Annotated in this window: 13 protein-coding genes; 6 read left to right on the top strand and 7 right to left on the bottom strand. The window is 71.9% G+C overall.

Going from position 1 to position 21,313, the window contains the following annotated elements; translation table 11 throughout:
- Positions 1 to 2 precede the first annotated feature (2 nt).
- The 5 genes from ABZ851_RS20150 to ABZ851_RS20130 form a co-directional block, all read right to left on the bottom strand.
- On the bottom strand, positions 3 to 1,799 hold the full coding sequence (locus ABZ851_RS20150) for a branched-chain amino acid ABC transporter permease (protein ID WP_361129230.1): 1,797 nt from the start codon (positions 1,797 to 1,799) through the stop codon (positions 3 to 5).
- Positions 1,800 to 1,804: 5 nt separating this feature from the next.
- Positions 1,805 to 2,734, bottom strand: a complete 930-nt coding sequence (locus ABZ851_RS20145) for a branched-chain amino acid ABC transporter permease (RefSeq protein WP_336049377.1) — start codon at positions 2,732 to 2,734, stop codon at positions 1,805 to 1,807.
- Between the two features lie 636 nt (positions 2,735 to 3,370).
- The gene (locus ABZ851_RS20140; RefSeq protein WP_361129557.1) at positions 3,371 to 4,591 is read right to left on the bottom strand and encodes a branched-chain amino acid ABC transporter substrate-binding protein; all 1,221 of its coding nucleotides are present in this window, start codon (positions 4,589 to 4,591) and stop codon (positions 3,371 to 3,373) included.
- A gap of 484 nt (positions 4,592 to 5,075) precedes the next feature.
- Positions 5,076 to 5,549: a PaaI family thioesterase gene (locus tag ABZ851_RS20135; RefSeq protein ID WP_361129226.1), complete on the bottom strand. Its 474-nt coding sequence runs from the start codon at positions 5,547 to 5,549 to the stop codon at positions 5,076 to 5,078.
- A 117-nt stretch (positions 5,550 to 5,666) separates the two neighbouring features.
- On the bottom strand, positions 5,667 to 7,967 hold the full coding sequence (locus tag ABZ851_RS20130; RefSeq protein ID WP_361129223.1) for an FdhF/YdeP family oxidoreductase: 2,301 nt from the start codon (positions 7,965 to 7,967) through the stop codon (positions 5,667 to 5,669).
- Between the two features lie 313 nt (positions 7,968 to 8,280).
- Here ABZ851_RS20130 and polA point away from each other — a divergent pair, with 313 nt between their 5' ends.
- From polA to ABZ851_RS20105, 5 genes are all read left to right on the top strand, one after another.
- Complete coding sequence (gene polA, locus ABZ851_RS20125; RefSeq protein ID WP_361129220.1) at positions 8,281 to 11,019, top strand: DNA polymerase I; 2,739 nt, start codon at positions 8,281 to 8,283, stop codon at positions 11,017 to 11,019.
- A gap of 189 nt (positions 11,020 to 11,208) precedes the next feature.
- Positions 11,209 to 11,910, top strand: coding sequence for a rhomboid-like protein (locus tag ABZ851_RS20120; RefSeq protein ID WP_361129217.1), 702 nt, complete (start codon positions 11,209 to 11,211; stop codon positions 11,908 to 11,910).
- Between the two features lie 288 nt (positions 11,911 to 12,198).
- Positions 12,199 to 14,016, top strand: a complete 1,818-nt coding sequence (locus ABZ851_RS20115) for a lytic transglycosylase (protein WP_361129214.1) — start codon at positions 12,199 to 12,201, stop codon at positions 14,014 to 14,016.
- A 163-nt stretch (positions 14,017 to 14,179) separates the two neighbouring features.
- Positions 14,180 to 14,314, top strand: a complete 135-nt coding sequence (locus tag ABZ851_RS20110) for an SPW_0924 family protein (RefSeq protein WP_311623378.1) — start codon at positions 14,180 to 14,182, stop codon at positions 14,312 to 14,314.
- Positions 14,315 to 14,422: 108 nt separating this feature from the next.
- Positions 14,423 to 15,439 carry a DUF3068 domain-containing protein gene (locus ABZ851_RS20105; RefSeq protein ID WP_361129554.1) on the top strand — a complete coding sequence of 339 codons (1,017 nt, stop codon included), beginning with the start codon at positions 14,423 to 14,425 and terminating at the stop codon, positions 15,437 to 15,439.
- Between the two features lie 51 nt (positions 15,440 to 15,490).
- Here the strand turns inward: ABZ851_RS20105 and ABZ851_RS20100 are convergent, their stop codons facing one another.
- The gene (locus tag ABZ851_RS20100; RefSeq protein ID WP_361129211.1) at positions 15,491 to 18,229 is read right to left on the bottom strand and encodes an ATP-dependent helicase C-terminal domain-containing protein; all 2,739 of its coding nucleotides are present in this window, start codon (positions 18,227 to 18,229) and stop codon (positions 15,491 to 15,493) included.
- A 59-nt stretch (positions 18,230 to 18,288) separates the two neighbouring features.
- Entirely contained in the window at positions 18,289 to 19,113 is an 825-nt protein-coding gene (locus tag ABZ851_RS20095; RefSeq protein ID WP_361129208.1) for a class I SAM-dependent methyltransferase, read from the bottom strand.
- A gap of 378 nt (positions 19,114 to 19,491) precedes the next feature.
- On the opposite strand from ABZ851_RS20095, the gene rpsA reads away from it, so the two are divergent.
- On the top strand, positions 19,492 to 21,012 hold the full coding sequence (rpsA, locus tag ABZ851_RS20090) for a 30S ribosomal protein S1 (protein ID WP_033271630.1): 1,521 nt from the start codon (positions 19,492 to 19,494) through the stop codon (positions 21,010 to 21,012).
- Positions 21,013 to 21,313 lie beyond the last annotated feature (301 nt).

The raw sequence follows: 21,313 nt of genomic DNA, 5'->3' as shown, positions 1-21,313 counted from the left end.
CGTCACGCCTTTGCCTGGGTGGCGCCGAGGGTGGCGTCTGCGTCGGGGAGGCGCTGGTCGGGCACGTCGAGTTGGCCGGTTTCGTGGAATTCGAGCTGCTTCCTGCGGTCGGGGATGAGGCCTTCGGGGCGGAAGCGCATGAGGAGGACGAGGGCGATGCCGAAGAGCAGGAGTTGGTAGTCCTGGATGAAGTCGAGCTTGGCCGGGATGAGGAAGAGGAGGGCGGCGCCGACGAGGGGGCCGCTGAGGGTTCCCATGCCGCCGAGGATGACGGCGGCGAGGAGGAAGGCGGAGTTGGGGGGCTGGGGCCCGGCGAACTGGAACTGTTCGGGGGTGGCGGTGGTGACGACGTGGGCGTGGACGGTGCCGGCGAGTCCGGCGAGGGCCGCGCCGAGGGCGAAGGCGAGGAGGCGGAGGCGGAAGCTGTTGATGCCCATGGCGATGGCGGCGGTTTCGTCTTCGCGGATGGCGATCCAGGCGCGGCCGATGCGGGAGGCCGCGGCGCGCCGGAAGACGAGGACGACGAAGGCCGTCACGAGGATCATCAGCAGGTAGTAGTTGCCGTAGGTGGCGAGGGGGATGCCGAGGAGGACGTGGGGTTCGCCGAAGTTGAAGCCGAAGATTTCGAGGTTGGGGATGTTGGGGATGCCCATGGCGCCGTTGGTGATGTCGGGGCCGGTGGTGCCGTTGAGGTTGAGCATGGCGATGCGGAAGATCTCACCGAAGCCGAGGGTGACGATGGCGAGGTAGTCGCCGCGTAGGCGCAGTGTCGGTGCGCCGATGAGGACGCCGAAGACGAGGGAGGCGGCGGCGCCGGTGAGGAGGGCGGCCCAGAAGGGGAAGTGGAGCCCGAAGGCGGATTCGGGGGAGCCGGAGACGAGGGCGGCGGCGTAGGCGCCGACGCCGAGGAAGGCGACGTACCCGAGGTCGAGGAGGCCGGCGAGGCCGACGACGACGTTGAGGCCCAGGGCGACGGTGGCGAAGATCAGGATGTTGGCCCCGATGATCGTGTACTGGTCGGTGTCCTGGGTGAAGGGGAAGCAGGCGGCGGCGAGGAAGGCCGCGCCGAGGGCGACGGTGCGGTGGGTGTGGGTGAGTGCGGTGAGGCGGGCGATGAGTCCGGCCCGGTGGAGGGCGGGGACGGCGAGCGCCATGAAGATCAGGTAGCCGACGAAGGGGGCGCCGTCGTCGGTGTCGATGCCGTAGGTGAAGGCGAGGAGCCCGGCGGCGAAGGCGGCGGCGATGATCAGGATCTCGGCCCAGGAGGGGAGTGCGCGGGTGGGGCGCCGCAGGGGGCCGGCGGTGAGGGTGGCGGTGAAGCGCTGCCAGGGGCCCGAGGGTGGCCGGTCGGCGGCTCGGTCGGGGGGCAGGGCGAGGGCGCCGGCCAGGGTGAGCAGGGAGGTGACGGCCGCGAGGGCGCCGCCCGGTTCGAGGTTGATCAGCCCGCCGAGCTGGACGGCGATGGCGAGGAGGGTGAACCAGGTGGCGGCGAAGGTGGCGAGGGCGGCGAGGAGGGTGGGGGCGGTGCGTCCTGCGGGGGTGAGCCATTGCAGGCCGCGGACGCCGAGTGCCGCGAGGGCGAACAGCAGGGTGAGGAGGCCGCCGGCGAGGGTGACGACCTGCAGTCCGGCGGGGGAGAAGTAGTAGGTGAGGTCGCCGGGGAAGTCGCTGCTCCAGGTCCAGGCGAGGCCGGTGGTGGCAGCGGTGGCGAGGGCGCCGGCGGCGGTGAGGAGGCGCGCGGTGCGTTCCGGGAGGGGGAGCAGGCCGCGGGCGGAGGGTGTGGTGGTGTGGGTGGTCATCGCTATCACGCCCGATCCGCGACGCGTTCGCCCAGGAGGCCTTGTGGTCTGAGCAGGAGTACGAGGATGAGGAGGACGAAGGCCCAGACGTCCTTCCAGGCTCCGCCGCCGAATTGCTCCATGCCGGGTATGTCCTCGATGTAGGCGGTGGCGAGGGCTTCGGCGATGCCGAGGACGACGCCGCCGAGCATGGCTCCGTAGATGTTGCCGATGCCGCCGAGCACGGCTGCGGTGAAGGCCTTGAGGCCCATGATGAAGCCCATGCGGAACTGGACCTCGCCGGTGCGCAGTCCGTAGGCGACGGCGGCGACGCCGGCGAAGGCGGCGCCGATGGCGAAGGCGAGGACGATGATGCGGTCGGTGTTGATGCCCATGAGCTTGGCGGTGTCGGGGTCCTGTGCGGTGGCCTGCATGGCGCGGCCGCTGCGGGTTTTGGCGACGAAGAAGCCGAGGGCGATCATGCAGGTGGGGGCGGCGATGAGGACGAAGACGTCGCCGCGCTGGACGGTGGCGCCCAGGATGTCGAAGGCGTGGCCCTTGAACTGCGGGAAGACGCGGGCCTGTTTGCCGTCGGGGTACCACTTCCAGATGGCTTGCTGGAGGGCGATGGACAGGCCGATGGCGGTGATGAGGGGGGCGAGGCGGGGTGCGCCGCGCAGTGGTCGGTAGGCGAATCGTTCGGCCGCGATGCCGACGAGAACGGATACGGCGATGCCGCCGAGCAGCATGACCGGCAGGGCGAGGGCGAGAGAGGTGCCGGCGGGGAGAGCGAGGAAGACGCTGAGCGCTCCGAAGCCGCCGACCATGAATATCTCGCCGTGGGCGAAGTTGATGAGCTGGACGATTCCGTAGACCATCGTGTAGCCGATCGCGATGAGTCCGTACATCGCGCCGAGGATGAGTCCGTTGGCCAGCTGTTGCGGCAGTTCGCTCACCGCGGGGCCTCCGTTGGGTGGGTGTGAGGGATCCGGGACTGCTGGGTGTGAGGGATCCGGGACTGCTGGGTGTGAGGGATCCGGGACTGCTGGTGTGAGGGATCCGGGGACTGCTGGGTGTGAGGGATCCGGGACTGCTGGTGTGAGGGATCCGGGGACTGCTGGGTGTGAGGGATCCGGGACTGCTGGTGTAAGGGATCCGGGGACTGCTGGGATTGAGGGATCCGGGACTGCTGGGATTGAGGGATCAGAGCCGGCTGGGTGTGAGGATCAGAACCAGCCGGGTGTGAGGGGTCCCGAACGGCTGGTTGTGAGGGGTCCTGGCCGGCTGGGTGTGAGGCATCCGGGCCGGTGGGGAGGGAGGGTTCAGAACCAGCCGGGTGCGAGGGATCCGGAACGGCTGCTGTGAGGGGTCCGGGCCGACAGGCGACGACGGAGCAAGGCCGGTGCAGGATCGATCCGGGCCGGGAGCGCGGCCCCGGACGCGCCCGGCAAAGCGAGATCCAGGCCGGGACGTAGGAGCGGCCAAGGGCGGCTCCGGTGTGTCCCAAAGTCCCCGGTGGTGTGCCACGGGCCGCGCCAGGGTCATTGGTGCGTCCTGGCGCGGCCCGGGGTGAGGTGGTGCGGTGCGGTGGGTCAGCTCTTGTCGAACTTCTTGAATTCGGCGCTGAAGCGGGAGGCCCAGGCGCCCTTTTCGACCTGGTAGGCGGTGATCATGGTGTTGGTCGTGTCGCCGTATTTGTCGAAGGCGACGGGGCCGGTGACGCCGTCGAAGGTCACCTTGTTCATGGCGTCGGCGACCTTTTTGCGGGCGTCGTCGGGGAGCTTGCCGCCGCCTGCTTCGACGACCTTTTTGACGGCCTGGATGACGGCCCAGGTGGCGTCGTAGGTGGAGCCGCCGTAGGCCTCGTAGCCCTCCTTGAAGCCGGCTGCCTTGTAGTCGGCGATGAACTTCTTGGCGGAGGGGAGTTCTTCGACGGGCTTGCCGACGGAGGAGGCGTAGTCGCCCTGTGCCTTCTTGTTCAGCTTGATGTAGTCGCTGCTGTACATGCCGTCGCCGCCCATCACGGGGGCGGTGACGCCGCCGTCCTTGAGCTGCTGGCTGAGGGGGCCGGAGGCGGGGTATTCGCCGCCGTAGAAGACCATGTCGGGTTTGGCGGACTTGACCTTGGAGACGACGGCCTTGAAGTCACGGTCGTCGGGGCTGACGTGCTCGGTGCCGACGATCTTGCCGCCGAGTCTGGCGAACTGGTCCTTGAAGGAGGAGGCGAGGCCGACGCCGTAGGTCTTCTGGTCGTCGATGATGTAGGCCTTCTTGGCCTTCATCTTCTCCCAGGCGTACTGGCCGTCGAAGGCGCCCTGGACCTCGTCGGTGGTGGCGGTGCGGAAGTAGGTGGGGAACTGGCGGACGCGCTTGTTCTGCTTCCAGTCCTTGCCCTGGGTGAGGTCGGGGGTGGTGTTCGCCGGGGAGATCAGCGTGAGGTTGTTCTGTTTGGAGACCTGCTGCATGGACTGGGCGACGCCGGAGTTGAGGGGGCCGATGACGCCGAGGACGTCCTTCTCGCCGGCGAGCTTGGTGGCGTTCTGCTGGCCGACGTTGGGCAGGGCCTTGTCGTCGAGGGCTTCGAGTTTGAAGGTGACGCCCTTGACCTCGCCGGTCTTGTTGGCGGTGTTGACGGCGAGCTGGGCGGAGTTGCGGATGCCCAGGCCCAGCGCGGAGAGCTCGCCGGTGGTGGGGGCGTCGAGGCCGATGACGACCGTGGACTTTCCTTCGCCGCTCTGGTTGTCGTCGCCGCGCGAGCCGCACGCGGAGAGCGTGAGGGCGCCGGTGGTGACTGCGGTGGTGAGGATGAGCAAGGAACGGTGACGCACGATCAGTCCTTTCCCTGGCGCGGCCACGACTGTCGCATGGCCGATTCGCTCGCCGGGCTGTACGGGCCGTACAGGGTCCGTGCTGCAGCGCGCCCGGCGGCGCGGTGACTGGCCGTGACTCTAGGCCGGTGTTCGTCGCACCGGCAGAGTCGCTGAGCAGGATGTGACGCTCTTGTTATGACCTTCGATGAGCGTTTTGCCGTTATGGTCCTTACACCGGAGGGCGAACGCGGTGCGGAGGGTGAACTCGCACTTCCACGGGGGGATGGGCCGTGCGGTGACGGAAGAGCGTCCGGATAGCGGATGCGGTGTGCGCGGGGGCGCCGGGGGCCGTACGGGGGACGGGAGTTGATGCCGTCGCCGAGGGGCGCGCGTGTGACGCAGGGTTACGGCAAGGCGTACGGCCCCGCACCCGGGGTCCGGGTGCGGGGCCGCTGAGAGCGGCCGGCGGTCCGCCGGCCGGTGCGGGTCAGCTGCGGTAGATCTCGGCGTCCGTCTCGCGCAGCATGCAGGTCAGGCGGGCGGTGCAGACCCGCTTGTCGTCTTCGTCGGTGATGACGATCTCGTAGGTGGCCGTGGACCGGCCGCGGTGTACGGGGGTGGCGACGCCGGTGACCAGGCCGGAGCGGGCGCCGCGGTGGTGGGTGCAGTTGAGGTCGACGCCCACGGCGATCCTGGTGGGGCCGCCGTGCAGCATGGAGCCGACGGAGCCGAGGGTTTCGGCCAGGACGGCGGAGGCGCCGCCGTGCAGGAGTCCGTAGGGCTGGGTGTTGCCCTCGATGGGCATGGTGCCGACGACGCGCTCGGGGGAGGCTTCGGTGACCTGCACGCTCATCCGCTCGCCGAGGTGCCCGGCGGAGAAGAAGGACGGCAGGTCGAGGCCGAGGCCGGCCCACTGGTCGAGGACCTCCTGCGGAAACTTGGTCGTGCTCTGCTCACCCATGCCTACGGCTCCGTTCGCTCGCCCGTGATCGTCGTCGATCCGTGCCTGTTCCTATCAGGCCCCTGAGCAAGCGCTCAGCGCGGGGTTGTTGTTCCCGGCGGCCGGGCCCGGTGGCGGTCAGTCCTCGCGGGGGCTCTCCAGGCGGATCACGAGCGACTTGGCGGCGGGGGTGTTGCTGGTGTCGGCGGTGTGGTCGAGCGGGATGAGGACATTGGTCTCGGGGTAGTAGGCCGCCGCGCAGCCGCGGGCCGTCGGGTAGTGCACCACCCGGAAGCCGGGCGCGCGCCGCTCGCTGCCGTCCGTCCACTCGCTGACCAGGTCGGTGTACGCCCCGTCGGCCAGGCCTCGTTCGCGGGCGTCGTCAGGGTGGACGAGGACGACGCGGCGGCCGTTCTTGATGCCGCGGTAGCGGTCGTCGAGGCCGTAGATGGTGGTGTTGTACTGGTCGTGGGAGCGCAGCGTCTGCAGCAGCAGCCGTCCTTCGGGGACGGTGGGGCAGGTGACGGGCGCGGCGGTGAAGTTGGCCTTCCCGGTGGCGGTGGGGAAGCTGCGGCTGTCCCGGGGGGCGTGCGGGAGGGCGAAGCCCCCGGGGCGGGCGACCTTGGTGTTGAAGTCCTCGAAGCCCGGGATGACGCGGGCGATGCGGTCGCGGATCGTCGCGTAGTCCTTCTCGAACTCCTCCCAGGGGGTGTGGCTCTCCTCGCCCAGCACGCGGCGGGCCAGGCGGGCGACGATGGCCGTCTCGGACAGCAGCTGACGGCTCGCGGGTGCCAGGCGGCCCCGGGAGGCGTGCACCATGCCCATGGAGTCCTCGACGGTCACGAACTGTTCCGTGCGCTTCCCGTCCGGGCCGGTGCGTACGTCGCGTTCGGTGCGGCCGAGGGTCGGCAGGATCAGCGCTCGGGCACCGGTGACCGCGTGCGAGCGGTTGAGCTTGGTGGAGACGTGGACGGTCAGCCGGGCGCGGCGCATGGCGGCCTCGGTGACGTCGGTGTCGGGGGTGGCGGCCACGAAGTTGCCGCCCATCGCGAAGAACACCTTGGCCTGCCCGTCGCGCAGTGCGCGGATGGCGCGGACGACGTCGAGTCCGTGCTCCCGGGGCGGGGTGAAGCCGAACTCCTTCTCCAAGGCGTCGAGGAAGGCGGGGGCGGGGCGCTCGAAGATGCCCATGGTGCGGTCGCCCTGGACGTTGCTGTGGCCGCGTACGGGGCAGACGCCGGCCCCGGGGCGCCCGATGTTGCCGCGCAGCAGGAGGAAGTTGACGACTTCCCGGATGGTGGGGACGGAGTGCTTGTGCTGGGTCAGGCCCATCGCCCAGCACACGATGGTGCGGCGCGAGCCGAGGATCATGGCCAGGGCGCGGTCGATCTCCGCGCGGGTCAGGCCGGTGGCGCGCAGCGTCGCGTCCCAGTCGTCGTCGGCGCGGGCCTGCTGGGCGAACTCCTCGAAGCCGTGGGTGTGGGTGCGGATGAAGTCCTCGTCGAGGGCGCCGTCGGTGTCGAGGAGGAGGCGGTTGAGGGCGCGGAAGAGCGCCTGGTCGCCGCCGAGGCGGACCTGGAGGAAGAGGTCGGTGAGCGCGGTGCCGCCGCCGGCCAGGCCGCGCGGGGTCTGCGGGTTCTTGAAGCGTTCCAGGCCGGCTTCGGGCAGCGGATTGATCGAGATGATCTTCGTGCCGCCGGCCTTGGCCTTCTCCAGGGCGGTGAGCATCCGGGGGTGGTTGGTGCCCGGGTTCTGCCCGGCGATGATGATCAGGTCGGCCTGGTAGAGGTCCTCCAGGAGGACGCTGCCCTTGCCGATGCCGATGGTCTCCGTCAGCGCGGAGCCCGACGACTCGTGGCACATGTTGGAGCAGTCGGGGAGGTTGTTGGTGCCGAATTCGCGGGCGAAGAGCTGGTAGAGGAAGGCGGCCTCGTTGCTGGTGCGGCCGGAGGTGTAGAAGACGGCCTCGTCGGGGGAGCCGAGGGCGGTCAGCTCCTCGCCGACGATGTCGAAGGCCCGCTCCCAGGTCACCGGCTCGTAGTGGTCGGCGCCCTCGGGGAGGTACATGGGGTGGGTGAGGCGGCCCTGCTGGCCGAGCCAGTAGCCGCTGCGGGTCGCGAGGTCGGCGACGGAGTGGTCGGCGAAGAAGTCCGGGGTGACGCGGCGCAGGGTGGCTTCTTCGGCGACGGCCTTGGCGCCGTTCTCGCAGAATTCGGCGGTGTGCGGCTTGTCGGGCTCGGGCCAGGCGCAGCCGGGGCAGTCGAAGCCGTCGCGCTGGTTGACGCGCAGCAGGGTGAGGGCGGTACGGCGGACGCCCATCTGCTGCTGGGAGATGCGCAGGGCGTGGGTGATGGCCGGCAGCCCCACGGCGGAGTGCTGGGGTTCGCTGACCTGGGGCGCGTCCTGGACGGGGTCCGACGTGGGCGGCTTGCCTGCCATGGCGCTCTCCCTTGAGCCTGAGCTGCTGCTCGCTCCGCCGGGTGCGGCGGATCGTTGCTGTACACAGCGGATCGTTGCTGTACACATCCGATCCTGTCACGGACGCGGGGGGTGGTGTAGGGGCGAGTGGGGGTGCGGCTGCGGTGGGGCGGCCGGGGCGGGCCGGGGTGGTGTGCGGAGGCGGCCGGGGCGATGTCCGGTGACGGTCAGGGAGGTGCGCGGGCCCGGTCCGGCGCGGTCCGGGGCCGGGCCGCGGCGAGGAGCCGTACCGTCGCGGCGGGGATTGTCAGTGGGGCGTGGCAGGATCGGGGGCGTGGCAGCAAAGGCAGCGAAGAAGAGCGAAGCGACCGGCACCGAGGCGGCGGCGGGGGGCCGTCCCCGCCTGCTCCTGATGGACGGGCATTCCATGGCATACCGGGCGTTCTTCGCCCTGCCCGTGGAGAATTTCACGACCGTCACGGGACAACCGACCAATGCGATCTACGGCTTCGCGTCGATGCTCGCGAACACCCTGCGCGACGAGGCGCCCACGCACTTCGCGGTGGCCTTCGACGTCTCGCGCAAGACCTGGCGGTCCGAGGAGTTCGCCGACTACAAGGCGAACCGTTCCAAGACCCCCGACGAGTTCAAGGGCCAGGTCGAGCTGATCGGCGAGCTGCTCGACGCGATGCGCGTCAAGCGGTTCGCGGTCGAGGGCTTCGAGGCCGACGACGTCATCGCCACGCTCACCGAGCAGGCCACCGCCCAGGGCTTCGAGGTCTCGATCGTCACGGGCGACCGCGACTCCTTCCAGCTGGTCTCCGACGACGTCACGGTCCTCTACCCCACCAAGGGCGTCTCGGAGCTGACCCGCTTCACCCCGGAGGAGGTCTTCGCGAAGTACGGCCTCACCCCCGCCCAGTACCCGGACTTCGCCGCGCTGCGCGGCGACCCGTCGGACAACCTCCCCGGCATCCCGGGCGTCGGCCCGAAGACCGCCACGAAGTGGATCAACGAGTTCGGTTCGTTCGCCGAGCTGGTGGAGCGCGCCGACGAGGTCAAGGGCAAGGCGGGCGTCAACCTCCGCGAGCACCTGGAAGCGGTGAAGCTCAACCGGCGGCTCACGGAGATGGTGCGCGATGTCGCGCTGCCGTGCGGCCCGGCGGAGCTGGTCCGCGAGGCGTACGACCGCGATGCGCTCACGGTGTTCCTCAACGGTCTGGAGATCCGCAACCAGGGTCTGCGCGACCGGCTGCACGCCGTCGACCCCGGAGCGGCCGAGGCCGCCGAGGAGGCCGCCCCGGCCCCGGGCATCGAGGTGGACGGCACGGTCCTCGGCACCGGCGAACTCGCTCCGTGGCTGGCCGAACACGGCACGGGCCCCCTGGGTGTGGCCACGGTCGACGTATGGACGCTGGGCAGCGGCAGCGTCGCCGAGGTGGCGCTGGCGGCCCCCGCGGGCCCGGCCGCCTGCTTCGACCCCGCCCAGCTCGACGAAGCGGACGAGCAGGCCTTCGCCGCCTGGAGCGCGGACGCCGCCCGTCCCAAGGTGATGCACAACGCCAAGGGCCTGATGCGGGTCTTCGGCGAGCACGGCTGGCGCATCGAGGGCGTCTCCATGGACACCGCCCTGGCCGCCTACCTGGTCAAGCCCGGCCGCCGCTCCTTCGCGCTGGACGCGCTCTCCCTCGAATACCTGGGGCGCGATCTCGCCCCGGCCGCGGCCGGCGACGGCCAGCTCGCCTTCGGTGCCGACGAGGAGGCCGAGGCGGACGCCCTGATGGGGCAGGCCCGTACGGTCCTCGACCTGGGGACGGCGTTCGAGGCGAAGCTGGCGGAGGTCGGTGCGGCCGATCTGCTGCGCGAGGTGGAGCTGCCGACCAGCGAGCTGCTGGCCCGGATGGAGCGGGCCGGTATCGCCGCGGACCGGGGCTGGCTGGAGCGGATGGAGCAGCAGTTCGCGGGGGCGGTACAGCAGGCCGTCAAGGAGGCGCATGCCGCCGCGGGCCACGAGTTCAACCTCGGCTCGCCCAAGCAGCTGCAGGAAGTCCTCTTCGGCGAGCTGGGCCTGCCCAAGACGAAGAAGACCAAGACGGGCTACACGACCGACGCCGATGCCCTGGCCTGGCTGGCGTCGCAGACCGACAACGAGCTCCCGGTGATCATGCTCAGGCACCGTGAGCAGGCCAAGCTGCGCACGACCGTCGAGGGTCTGATCAAGACCATCGGCGCCGACGGCCGGATCCACACCACCTTCAACCAGACCGTCGCGGCCACCGGACGGCTGTCCTCCACGGACCCCAACCTCCAGAACATCCCGGTGCGCACGGACGAGGGCCGGGCGATCCGCCGCGGCTTCGTCGTCGGTGAGGGCTTCGAGTCGCTGCTGACCGCCGACTACAGCCAGATCGAGCTGCGGGTGATGGCGCACCTCTCCGAGGACGAGGGCCTGATCGAGGCGTTCACCTCCGGCGAGGACCTGCACACCACCGTCGCCTCCCACGTCTTCTCGGTCGGCAAGAACGAGGTCGACCCGGAGATGCGCCGCAAGATCAAGGCGATGTCCTACGGTCTGGCGTACGGCCTGTCGGCGTTCGGCCTCTCCCAGCAGCTGGGCATCCAGCCCGACGAGGCCCGCAAGCTGATGGACAACTTCTTCGAGCGCTTCGGCGGCGTGCGCGACTACCTCCAGCGTGCGGTGGAGGAGGCCCGCGCCACCGGCTACACCGAGACGATGCTCGGCCGCCGCCGCTACCTCCCCGACCTCAACAGCGACAACCGCCAGCGCCGCGAAATGGCCGAGCGGATGGCGCTGAACGCCCCGATCCAGGGCACCGCCGCCGATATCGTCAAGATCGCGATGCTGCGGGTCGACGCGGCGCTGCGGGCCGCCGAGCTGCGGTCGCGGATGCTGCTCCAGGTCCATGACGAAATCGTCGTCGAGGTCGCCCACGGCGAACGCAAGAAGGTCGAGGAACTGCTCCGCCGGGAGATGGCAGCGGCGGTCCAGCTGAGCGCCCCGCTGGATGTCTCGGTCGGCTTTGGCAAGGACTGGGAGTCGGCGGCGCACTGAGGCGGGGAGCGGGCCGGGTGCGGGCGCGGGCGCCCCGCGCCACACCCGGCCACGCGGTCCGGCCGCAACCCGGCCCGCACCGCACCGAGTTGCGGCCGGTTCCGGCCCGCTCGACGGTGCCCGAAAGCGGTCGTCGCCCGACGCGTCATGGAGCCGGTTCACTCGACGGCGCTCTGCTTTGATCACTCCGTGATACGCCGCGCGGCCCGAGCCCTGGGCACCTATGCCTCCCGCAGCCCGGTCACGGCCGGCTATGCCGGACTGCTGTTGTCGACCCATCTCTGGTGCACCGCGGTGCTGTCCACGGCGGAGGCACAGCGTGTGGTGCTCGGCGTCAGTACGAATCTGGACAACCTGCAGGACCATCCGGTCCGTGTCCTGGCCGGAAGCATGCTGTTCTTCGACGGCACGCTGACCGAGATCACCTCGGAGGCCTTCGCCGGCACGCTGATCACGCTCGGTCTCGGCGTCGTGGTGTGCCTGGCGTGGCTGGAGCGACGGTACGGAGCGGGACGTGCCTACGCCCTCTTCGTCCTGGGTCATCTCGCCGCCACGCTGCTGACCGTGCCGTTGATCCAGGTGGCTCTCGCCCACGGCTGGTACCCGGACGGCGTCCGGCACGCCACCGACTTCGGCATCAGTTACGGGGCCGAGACGGTGCTGGCGACCGGGGCGCTCCTGCTGCGCCGGGCGCGGTGGCTCGCGGCGGCCGGTGTCGTCGCCTGGCCGGTGCTCGGCGCCGACTGGAGCGGGGAGCTGCCCGACTTCACCACCGTCGGCCACCTGCTGGCGGCCGCCATCGGCTTCGTCTGCGGAGCCTGCCTGCTGCGGGCCGCCCGGCGCGCCGCCCCGGCCCCGGTGGCGCAACCCGGCCCGGCGCTGGCCGAGTAGCCCGACGGGTGCCGCGGGCGCGGGTGCCCGACAGGCGCCCGGTCACGAGCACCGAGGAGAGCAACGGACCGCGCGCCGCGCCGGTCCGCCGGAGGTTCCGGGAGCACGTCCGCGGCATGACGGAGCGTAAACGGCACGGCGCCTCCCCTGGACGATTCGGATCATTATGTGTCCGATGTTGGTGGTAGATGCCGGGCCCGAGTTGTCGTAATGTCACCTGAGTTGGAGCGCTGGGGAGCGCAACACCGCGTCAGGGACGCGGTAGGGCAACGCGGAGGGGAACCACGTATGGCAGCCACATTCCGAAGGCGGCTCCGGAGGGGAGCGGCCTCGACAGCGGTGGCGGCCGTGGTGCTCGCCGCCCTGACGGCTTCTCAGGCACCCGCCGCCACCGAGGACTCGGCCGCCAAGGGGCAGAAGCCCACCCCACCCGCCGACACCCCCATCGACGGTGGTTCGGCGTACTTCACCGACCGGCCGCCCGTCCACAGGCCGGCACCGCCGCACGATGAGCACCACACCGGCCAGGGCCCCGTCCTCGGCACCGGGCCCGCCGAAGCCGGTCTGCCCGCCACCGTCCTGGCCGCGTACAAGAAGGCCGCCTCGGCGGTCGGCGCGTCCGATCCGGGCTGCCGGCTGCCCTGGCAACTGCTCGCCGGAATCGGCAAGGTCGAGTCCGGACAGGCACGCGGCGGCGCCGTCGACGCCGAGGGCACCACCCTTCAGCCGATCCTCGGCCCGCAGCTCAACGGCCACGGCTTCGCCCTGATCAAGGACACCGACGGCGGCCGCTACGACGGCGACCTCACCCACGACCGTGCCGTGGGCCCGATGCAGTTCATCCCCTCCACCTGGTCCAACGGCGGCCCCGACGGCACCGGTTGGGGCGCCGACGGCAACGGCGACGGCAAGAAGGACCCCCACAACGTCTTCGACGCGGCCCTCGCCGCGGGCCGCTACCTCTGCGCCGGCGGCCGCGACCTGTCGGTCCAGGACGACCTGGACCGGGCGATACTCGGCTACAACGCGTCCGAGGACTACCTGCGGACGGTGCTGTCCTGGTACGCGTTCTACCGCAAGGGCACCCACGAGGTCCCGGACGGCCGGGGCGTCCTTCCGGTGCACCGCGACGGCGCGGGCCGGACCGGCAACCACGGCGGCCGCACCGGCGGCGGTACGCAGCACCAGCACGGCTCCGGCGCCCCGGACCGCCACGCGGGCTCCGGCAAGACCGGCACGCCGGACCACCCCGGCAAGCCCGGCGGTTCCCACGGCACCGACCCCACCCCGGGCGGCACGGGCACGCCCTCCCCGAAGCCCACCCCGAAGCCCACTCCGACGCCGCCCACCCCGAAGCCGCCCGCCCCGAAGCCGCCGACCGAGCCCACCCGGCTCACCGTCCTCGAACGGGTCGGCGACGAGGACCTGAGCGCCACCGCCGGCGGCGAGTTCGCCACGCCGCCGCGGGTACGCGCCAAGGACGCCGCCGGCAAGGCGGTCGCCGGCGCCCCCGTCCGCTTCACCCTGCCCGCGTCCACCGGCGCCCGCTTCCCCGGTGATGCCACCTCCGTCACCGTCCTGACGGACAAGGACGGCCTCGCCACCGCTCCCGCGCTGCACGCGGGCGACAAGGCCGGCGCCTTCACCATCCGGGCCACAGCCGTGGGCCGTACCGCCCCCGCCGTCGCCTTCGGCGCCACCGTCAAGGCCAGGCCCGCCCCGAAGGCCGACAAGATCGCCCGCACCTCGGACAAGGAGCTGACGGCGACCGCCGGACAGCCCTTCGCCGAGGACGCGGTCGAGGTCGAGGCCACCTACCAGGGCAAGGCCGCGCCGGGCGTGGCGATCACCGCGACCATGGTGACCGCGGGACCGAAGCCCGAGGAGAACGACAAGGGCCCCTACTTCAAGGACCCCGCGGCCACCGGCGGCGACAAGGACAAGCCGGTCCGCACCCTCACCGGGCTCACCACGGACGCCAACGGCCTGCTGAAGCTCCCGAAGATCTACACCGACAAGCACGCCGGCACGTTCCTGCTGCGGCTGACCACCGCCGACGGCGCCGTCCTCACCGTCAAGCTGAAGGTCGCCCCGGCCGGTTCCTGACCACACCGCGGCCCGCACCCCGGCCGGGGCCCGGCCGCCCGTCCGCCACCGCCGTCCTGCCCTCCGTCCAGGGCAGGACGGCGGTCTCACGTGTTCTCATCTCGGCCGCCCGTTGCTACGGTGCCCCCGCCCTGACGCTGTATCAGCTCCTGGGAGGCCGACCATGCGCGCACTGACAGCAGCCGCGGCCGGACTGGCCGCCGCGCTCGCCCTCGTCCTCACCCTCACCGCGACCGGCGCACCCGGCGGCACGACCTCTCCCAAGCCGCTGCTGACCACCGTCCCCAAGCACCCCTGACGGAGGGACGCCACCATGCGCCGCACCGAGCCCCCAGGGGAGCCCGCCCCCACGCCCCCGGCCGCCCCCCGTACCGCCGGCCCCGTCCGGCGCGGAGAGGCGAGAGGGATGCGCCGCCCGGCGAGCCTGGTGCTGCTCGCCCTCGCCGTCTTCGTCACCGCGCTGTCCCCGCTGATGCGGTGGTACGCCTTTCCGCGGCTCGCCAAGATCCCGCCCGGCCAGTACCAGGACGTGGTCCTGGAGGCCAGGCCCGCCACCCTCCTCAACTACGGGACGATGAAGGCCGAGCGCGTCCCCGGGGTCACCATCGTGCAGACCCTCAAGGGCGATGTCGCCGCGTCCGAGCGCATCGAGCAGTCCGCGGGTCGCGATGTCGTCGTCTGGAACGCGCTGTCCTACGTCGTGGGCCCCGACGGCAAGATGGTCTCCGCAATCCCCGAGCGCTACCTCTTCGACGCACACTCCCAGGAACCCGTGCACGCCACCGGCGAGATGGTCGACGGCGACCCGGTGCGCCGCGAGGGCATCGAGTACAAGTGGCCGTTCCTCACCGAGAAGCGCGACTACGCCTACTTCGACGCCCAGACCCGCGCCTCGGCCCCCATCCACTACAGGGGCACCCGCACCTTCCACGGCCTGGAGGTCTACTACTTCGAGCAGACCGTCCCCTGGACCAAGGTCGCGTTCCCCAAGAAGATGCCGGTCAAGGGCATCACCCCCGAGTCCGTCGAGAAGATGGGCACCACCCGCTGGTACACCACCAAGCGGATGTTCTGGGTGGAGCCGGTCACCGGCGCGCCGGTCAACGGCCAGGAGATCCACCGGGAGGAGCTGCGCGGCGGCCAACTGCTGTCCGGGGGCGGCAAGGTCACGGCGTTCGCCGGCCATGTGAAGATGCGGGACGACTACATCGACTCCACCGTGGCCCTGGTGACCTCGCAGCGCACCCTCGTCCTGCTGCTCACCCGCTGCCTCCCCGGGGGATTCCTGCTCCTCGGCGCCGCGTTGCTCGCCCTGAGCCTGCACCTCGAAGCGCGCGGCCGCCGCCCCCGCGCGGTGGCCGGCACGGCGCCCGCCCCCGCGCCGCCGTCGTCCGGCGACGGCGTTGTCAGTGCCGGCCCGTAACGTGGACCCATGACGTCAGCGAGCCGCCTCCGCGCCCCTCCGGCCCCGCGCTCAGCCCCGCCCCCGCCGCGCCGAGGTGTGCCGGGTCGGCTCGGCCGCCGAAGGGTCCTGTGGCCAGGGATGCTTGGGGTAGCGCCCGCGCAACTCCGCGCGTACGGACCGGTATCCGTCCCGCCAGAAGGAGGCGAGATCCGCCGTGACGGCAGCCGGGCGCCCCGCGGGGGACAGCAGATGCACCAGCACGGGAACCCGCCCGCCGGCCACCCGCGGCGACTCCTGCAGGCCGAACAACTCCTGGAGTTTGACGGCCAGTACGGGCTGCTCACCCTCGTAATCCACCCGCACCCGCGAACCACTCGGCACCTCGATGCGCTCCGGTGCCAGCTCGTCGAAGCGCGCCGCGTCACCGGTCGCCCAGGGCAGCAGCCGGGCCAGCGCCTGCCCCGCATCGACCCGTGCCAGGTCGGCCCGCCGCCGCGCCCGGCCGAGTTCCACCCCCAGCCAGTCCTCGACGCGCTCCAGCAGCGCCGCGTCCGACACATCGGGCCACGGCGCGCCCAGCTCCCGGTGCAGAAACGCCAGCCGCTGCCGCAGCGTCGCCGCCCCCGGCGGCCACCGCAGCAGACCGAATCCCTCCCGCCGCAGGCTCGAGATCACCGCGTCCCGCAGCAGCCCGGGGTCGGGCGCGGCCAGCGGCCGGGACGTCAGCTCGATCGCCCCCAGCCGGGTCACGCTCCTGGCCACCACGCCACCGTCCGCCCAGCGCACCTCCTCACCGGTGGAGTACAGGGCCCGCGCCGCGGCGCATGCCGTCTCCTCATCGATCACCGCTGCGAGCCGCACCCGTGCCGACACCGCCGCCACCGGCCGGTCCGCCACCGCAACCGCCAGCCACCCCGCATCCCGCAGCCCCGATCCGCCGCCCCCGTCCGAAGGGCCCGCGCGGTGCCCCCGTCCGGCCCGCGCCCCCGCCAGCTCGGCGCCGGTCCCCGACGCCATGAGATAACTCCCGCCCCCGCGGGCGCGCGCCACCCGCTCCGGGAAGGCCAACGCGGCAAGGAGGCCGGCCACCGCATCGTCGGTGACCGCTGCCGTCGTGCCGCCCCCGTTCCCGGCTCCGCTCCGCCCGCCAACGGTGACCGCAGCGGCCCGGCCGCCCACGTCCTCGGCGGCGCTCCGGCTTCGTCCGGCACCGGGCCCCGCGCCCGCTCCTCCGCCGACGGGCTCCGCGCCCGCTCCTCCGCCACTTGGCTCCGCGCCCGACCCGGCCCGCGGCTCCCCGGCCGCCGACGCCAGGCGCCGTGCCTCCTGCCGCCACCGCGCTGCGTAGGCATCGCCGCCCCGCCGCGCGGTGCGCCACGCGGCCGCCAGGTCGTCCCCGTACGCCCGCGGCGGTTCCTCGCTCAGCAGGGCGACCACCTCCGCGGCGCGGCGCAGGCCGACCTCGGGTGCGCCGTCCAGCAGGGCGCGTGCCAGCCGGGGATGCAGTCCGAGCCGTGCCATCCGCACACCCCGCGCCGTCGCCCGGCCGCTCTCGTCCACCGCACCGATCGCCGCCAGGACCTCCCGTGCCACGGCCAGCGCACCGGCCGGCGGCGCGTCGAGCAGGGCGAGACCGGCGGCCGCCGGATCGCCCCAGCAGGCCGCCTGCAGGGCGAACGCCGTCAGATCGGCGACCTTGATCTCCGGATCGGGGAACGCGGGCAGCCGCCCGTCCTCGCCCTGCGGCCAGCAGCGGTACACCACCCCCGGCGCCTCGCGCCCCGCCCGGCCGGCGCGCTGACGGCCCGCGGCCCGGGAGGCCCGCACGGTCGTCAGCGCGCTGAGCCCCCGCGCATGATCCGTCCGCGGAACCCGCGCCAGCCCGCTGTCCACCACCACCCGCACGCCCGGCACGGTCAGGCTGGACTCCGCCACCGAGGTCGCCAGCACCACTCTGCGCAGGCCGTCCCCGCCCGCCAGTACGGCGTCCTGCACCTCGGCCGGGGCCCGCCCGTGCACCTGCAGCACCTCGGCGTCCACCCCGGCCAGCTCCCCGGCGACCCGCCCGATCTCCCCGACACCGGGGAGGAAACACAGCACATCACCCGTCTGCTCGCGCAGCGCCCGCCGCACCACCGCCGCCACATGCGCCAGCAGCGCCGGATCGACGCGCATCCCGTGCGCCGGCCGCACCGGCCGCTCCGGCGGCGCCCACACGACCTCCACCGGATGCGACACACCCGCCGCCTCGACCACCGGCGCCGGGCCTTCCGGGCCGCCCAGCAGCCGTGCCCAGCCCTCGGCATCCGTCGTGGCCGACGCGGCCACCAGCCGCAGCTCGGGCCGCAAGGTCTCCCGTACGTCCAGGAGGAACGCCGCGGAGGTATCGGCGTCGAGATGCCGCTCATGACACTCGTCGAGGACCACCACATCGACGTCCGCCAGCTCCGGATCGCGCTGCAGCCGCTGCAGCAGCACCCCGGTCGTCACCACTTCCACGGCGGTACGGGGCCCGGCCCGGCGCTCCCCGCGCACCGTGAACCCGACCCGGTCCCCGGCCTTCTCGCCCAGCAGCCAGGCCATCCGCCGCGCGGCCGCACGCGCCGCGATCCGGCGCGGCTCGGCGACCAGCACCCGCCGCTTGGGCCCCTCGCCGGTCAGGCCCGCCAGCTCCAGCGGCACCAGCGTCGTCTTGCCGGTGCCCGGCGGCGCGCACAGCACCGCGGCACCGAGCCCGTCGAGGGCGGCGCGCAGCGCGGGCAGCGCGGTGCGGACGGGCAGCTGGTCAAGGGCGTCACGGCGGATCACGCCCCCAGTCTGCCGCCCCGGCCGGGCCCGCCGGCCGGCCAGGGAGCCGATGCGGTCCGCTAAGGAGCCACCGCCGAGCACACGAAGATCGCCGTCCCAGGGATCAGATGGCCGCGCAGCGGGGACCAGCCGCCCCACTCCTGGGTGTTCCATTCGGGCCATTCCGGTTCGACGAGATCCTCCAGCCGGAATCCCGCCGCGACCAGGTCCCGCACCCGGTCGCCCAGCGTCCGGTGGTGCTCGACGTACACGGCCCGGCCCAACTCGTCCTGCTCGACGTACGGCGTGCGGTCGAAGTAGGACGCCCCCACCGACAGCCCCTCGGGCCCCGGCTCGTCGGGGAAGGCCCAGCGGATCGGGTGCGAGACGGAGAAGACGAACCGGCCGCCCGGCCGCAGCACCCGGCGCACCTCGCGCAGCACCCGCACCGGATCGGCGACGAACGGCAGCGCCCCGTACGCGGAACAGGCGAGGTCGAAGCTGCCGTCGCGGAACGGCAGCGCCCCGGCGTCCGCCTCGACCAGACCGAGGGCGTCCTCGCCCGGCCCGCCGGCGATCCGCAGGGCGTGCTGCAGCTGCCGGTGGGAGATGTCGAGCGCCACCGGGAGCGCGCCCTGCGCCGCCAGCCAGCGGGAACACTGCGCCGCACCGGCCCCGATCTCCAGGATCCGGCGGCCCTTCAGCTCGGCCGCCGGCCCGAGGAGCGCGGCGTCCGCCTCGTCCAGCCCCTCGGGGCCCCAGATGAACCGGTCGTCCCCGAGGAAGGCACCGTGCTCGCTCTGGTACTCGTCCGCGTTGCTGTCCCACCAGCCCCGGCTGGCCCGGCTGCTTTCGGTGTCCGAGGCGTTACGGCGAGTCGCCTCCGGCTCGTGCTCTTGGTTCATCGCGCCCGTCGTCGTAAGGTTCGCTCTGCTTGTTGCTGCAGGGACTGTGAGGCCGTTCGACCTCGCGGAACATCGTGTGTGCCGGTTATGGGGCGTTTGCCCCCGGTGTGCGCGTTCGCGCATTGACCGGGTCCGGCTGCCCCCGTATGCTACAAGTTGCGCTGCGGGCTTGCGCGCCTCAGACGTAGCAGGCCGCGCTCGCATCTGTATGTATGTCCCCTCGGTTTTGAGGCGATCTCGGGTCGCTCAGGATGCTCAGGCATCCGCGGGCTTCCGGCGAAGGCGTCTTTGACACTGTCCGGCTTATGCAGAGGCGATACGGGCTCTCGGCGTAGCAGTACCTACGACTTCAATGTCCGCACCGGAGCCTTTACCCACATGACGAGCAGCACCGAGACCACCGCCACCACCCCGCAGGTTGCGGTCAACGACATCGGTAACGAGGAAGCCTTCCTCGCCGCGATCGACGAGACGATCAAGTACTTCAACGACGGCGACATCGTCGACGGCGTCATCGTGAAGGTCGACCGGGACGAGGTCCTGCTCGACATCGGTTACAAGACCGAAGGTGTGATCCCGAGCCGCGAGCTCTCGATCAAGCACGACGTCGACCCCAACGAGGTCGTTGCCGTCGGCGACGAGATCGAGGCCCTGGTCCTCCAGAAGGAGGACAAGGAAGGCCGCCTGATCCTCTCGAAGAAGCGTGCCCAGTACGAGCGCGCCTGGGGCACCATCGAGAAGATCAAGGAAGAGGACGGGATCGTCACCGGTACCGTCATCGAGGTCGTCAAGGGTGGTCTCATCCTCGACATCGGCCTCCGTGGCTTCCTCCCGGCCTCCCTGGTCGAGATGCGCCGCGTCCGCGACCTCCAGCCCTACGTGGGCAAGGAGCTCGAGGCCAAGATCATCGAGCTGGACAAGAACCGCAACAACGTGGTCCTGTCCCGCCGTGCCTGGCTGGAGCAGACCCAGAGCGAGGTCCGCCAGACCTTCCTCACCACCCTCCAGAAGGGCCAGGTGCGCTCCGGCGTCGTCTCCTCCATCGTCAACTTCGGTGCCTTCGTGGACCTGGGCGGCGTCGACGGTCTCGTCCACGTCTCCGAGCTGTCCTGGAAGCACATCGACCACCCGTCCGAGGTCGTCGAGGTCGGCCAGGAGGTCACGGTCGAGGTCCTGGACGTCGACATGGACCGCGAGCGCGTGTCCCTGTCGCTCAAGGCGACCCAGGAAGACCCGTGGCAGCAGTTCGCCCGGACCCACCAGATCGGTCAGGTCGTCCCGGGTAAGGTCACCAAGCTCGTTCCCTTCGGTGCGTTCGTGCGCGTCGACGAGGGCATCGAGGGCCTGGTCCACATCTCCGAGCTGGCCGAGCGCCACGTCGAGATCCCGGAGCAGGTCGTCCAGGTCAACGACGAGATCTTCGTCAAGGTCATCGACATCGACCTCGAGCGTCGCCGGATTTCGCTGTCGCTGAAGCAGGCCAACGAGTCCTTCGGCGCCGACCCGTCGGCCGTCGAGTTCGACCCGACCCTGTACGGCATGGCCGCGTCCTACGACGACCAGGGCAACTACATCTACCCCGAGGGCTTCGACCCCGAGACCAACGACTGGCTCGAGGGCTACGAGACCCAGCGCGAGGCCTGGGAGAACCAGTACGCCGAGGCGCAGCAGCGCTTCGAGCAGCACCAGGCCCAGGTCATCAAGTCCCGCGAGGCCGACGAGCAGGCTGCGGCCGAGGGTGCTGCGGCGCCGGCGGCGCAGGGTGGCGGCCAGGCCGGCGGCGGCAACGCCGGTGGCGGCGGCTCCTACTCCTCGGAGTCGGCGGACAACTCCGGCGCCCTGGCGTCGGACGAGGCCCTTGCCGCGCTCCGCGAGAAGCTGGCCGGCGGCCAGAGCTGAGCTCTTGCCGATAGGCACTAGCCGATAGACGAAGGCCCGTTCCCGTAAGGGAGCGGGCCTTCGTCGTGTCCGGGGGCAAGCGCGGGGGCGGGTGGTCGTGCCGCGCGGCAGGCGCGTGGGCGGCCGGGGGCGGTGGTGGCGCTCCGGCCGGGGGCGGTGGGTGTGCGGAGGGGAATTCGCCCCGTTCGGAGGCGAGTTGAGGTTCCTTCAGGCGCGTCCGGGTTTCTGAAGGGGCGAGGGAGCGGGAACGGGGGCGGGGCCGGGCCGGGAGCGTCGGCCGGGCCGGCGCCGGGGCCTGCGC

It is taken from the genome of Streptomyces sp. NPDC047049 (genome assembly GCF_040643995.1).
In the GTDB taxonomy this organism is placed as follows: domain Bacteria; phylum Actinomycetota; class Actinomycetes; order Streptomycetales; family Streptomycetaceae; genus Streptomyces; species Streptomyces mooreae.
The sequence above is the reverse complement of the archived record's forward strand: the minus strand, read 5'-3'. Positions and strand labels throughout refer to the sequence as shown.

What these genes read in the sequence shown, in the direction of transcription:
- ABZ851_RS20150 (WP_361129230.1), bottom strand. Translation starts at nt 1,799, where the DNA reads ATGACCACCCACACCACCACACCCTCCGCCCGCGGCCTGCTCCCCCTC.
- ABZ851_RS20135 (WP_361129226.1), bottom strand. Translation starts at nt 5,549, where the DNA reads ATGGGTGAGCAGAGCACGACCAAGTTTCCGCAGGAGGTCCTCGACCAG.
- ABZ851_RS20130 (WP_361129223.1), bottom strand. Translation starts at nt 7,967, where the DNA reads ATGGCAGGCAAGCCGCCCACGTCGGACCCCGTCCAGGACGCGCCCCAG.
- ABZ851_RS20115 (WP_361129214.1), top strand. Translation starts at nt 12,199, where the DNA reads ATGGCAGCCACATTCCGAAGGCGGCTCCGGAGGGGAGCGGCCTCGACA.
- ABZ851_RS20110 (WP_311623378.1), top strand. Translation starts at nt 14,180, where the DNA reads ATGCGCGCACTGACAGCAGCCGCGGCCGGACTGGCCGCCGCGCTCGCC.
- ABZ851_RS20105 (WP_361129554.1), top strand. Translation starts at nt 14,423, where the DNA reads ATGCGCCGCCCGGCGAGCCTGGTGCTGCTCGCCCTCGCCGTCTTCGTC.
- ABZ851_RS20095 (WP_361129208.1), bottom strand. Translation starts at nt 19,113, where the DNA reads ATGAACCAAGAGCACGAGCCGGAGGCGACTCGCCGTAACGCCTCGGAC.
- rpsA (WP_033271630.1), top strand. Translation starts at nt 19,492, where the DNA reads ATGACGAGCAGCACCGAGACCACCGCCACCACCCCGCAGGTTGCGGTC.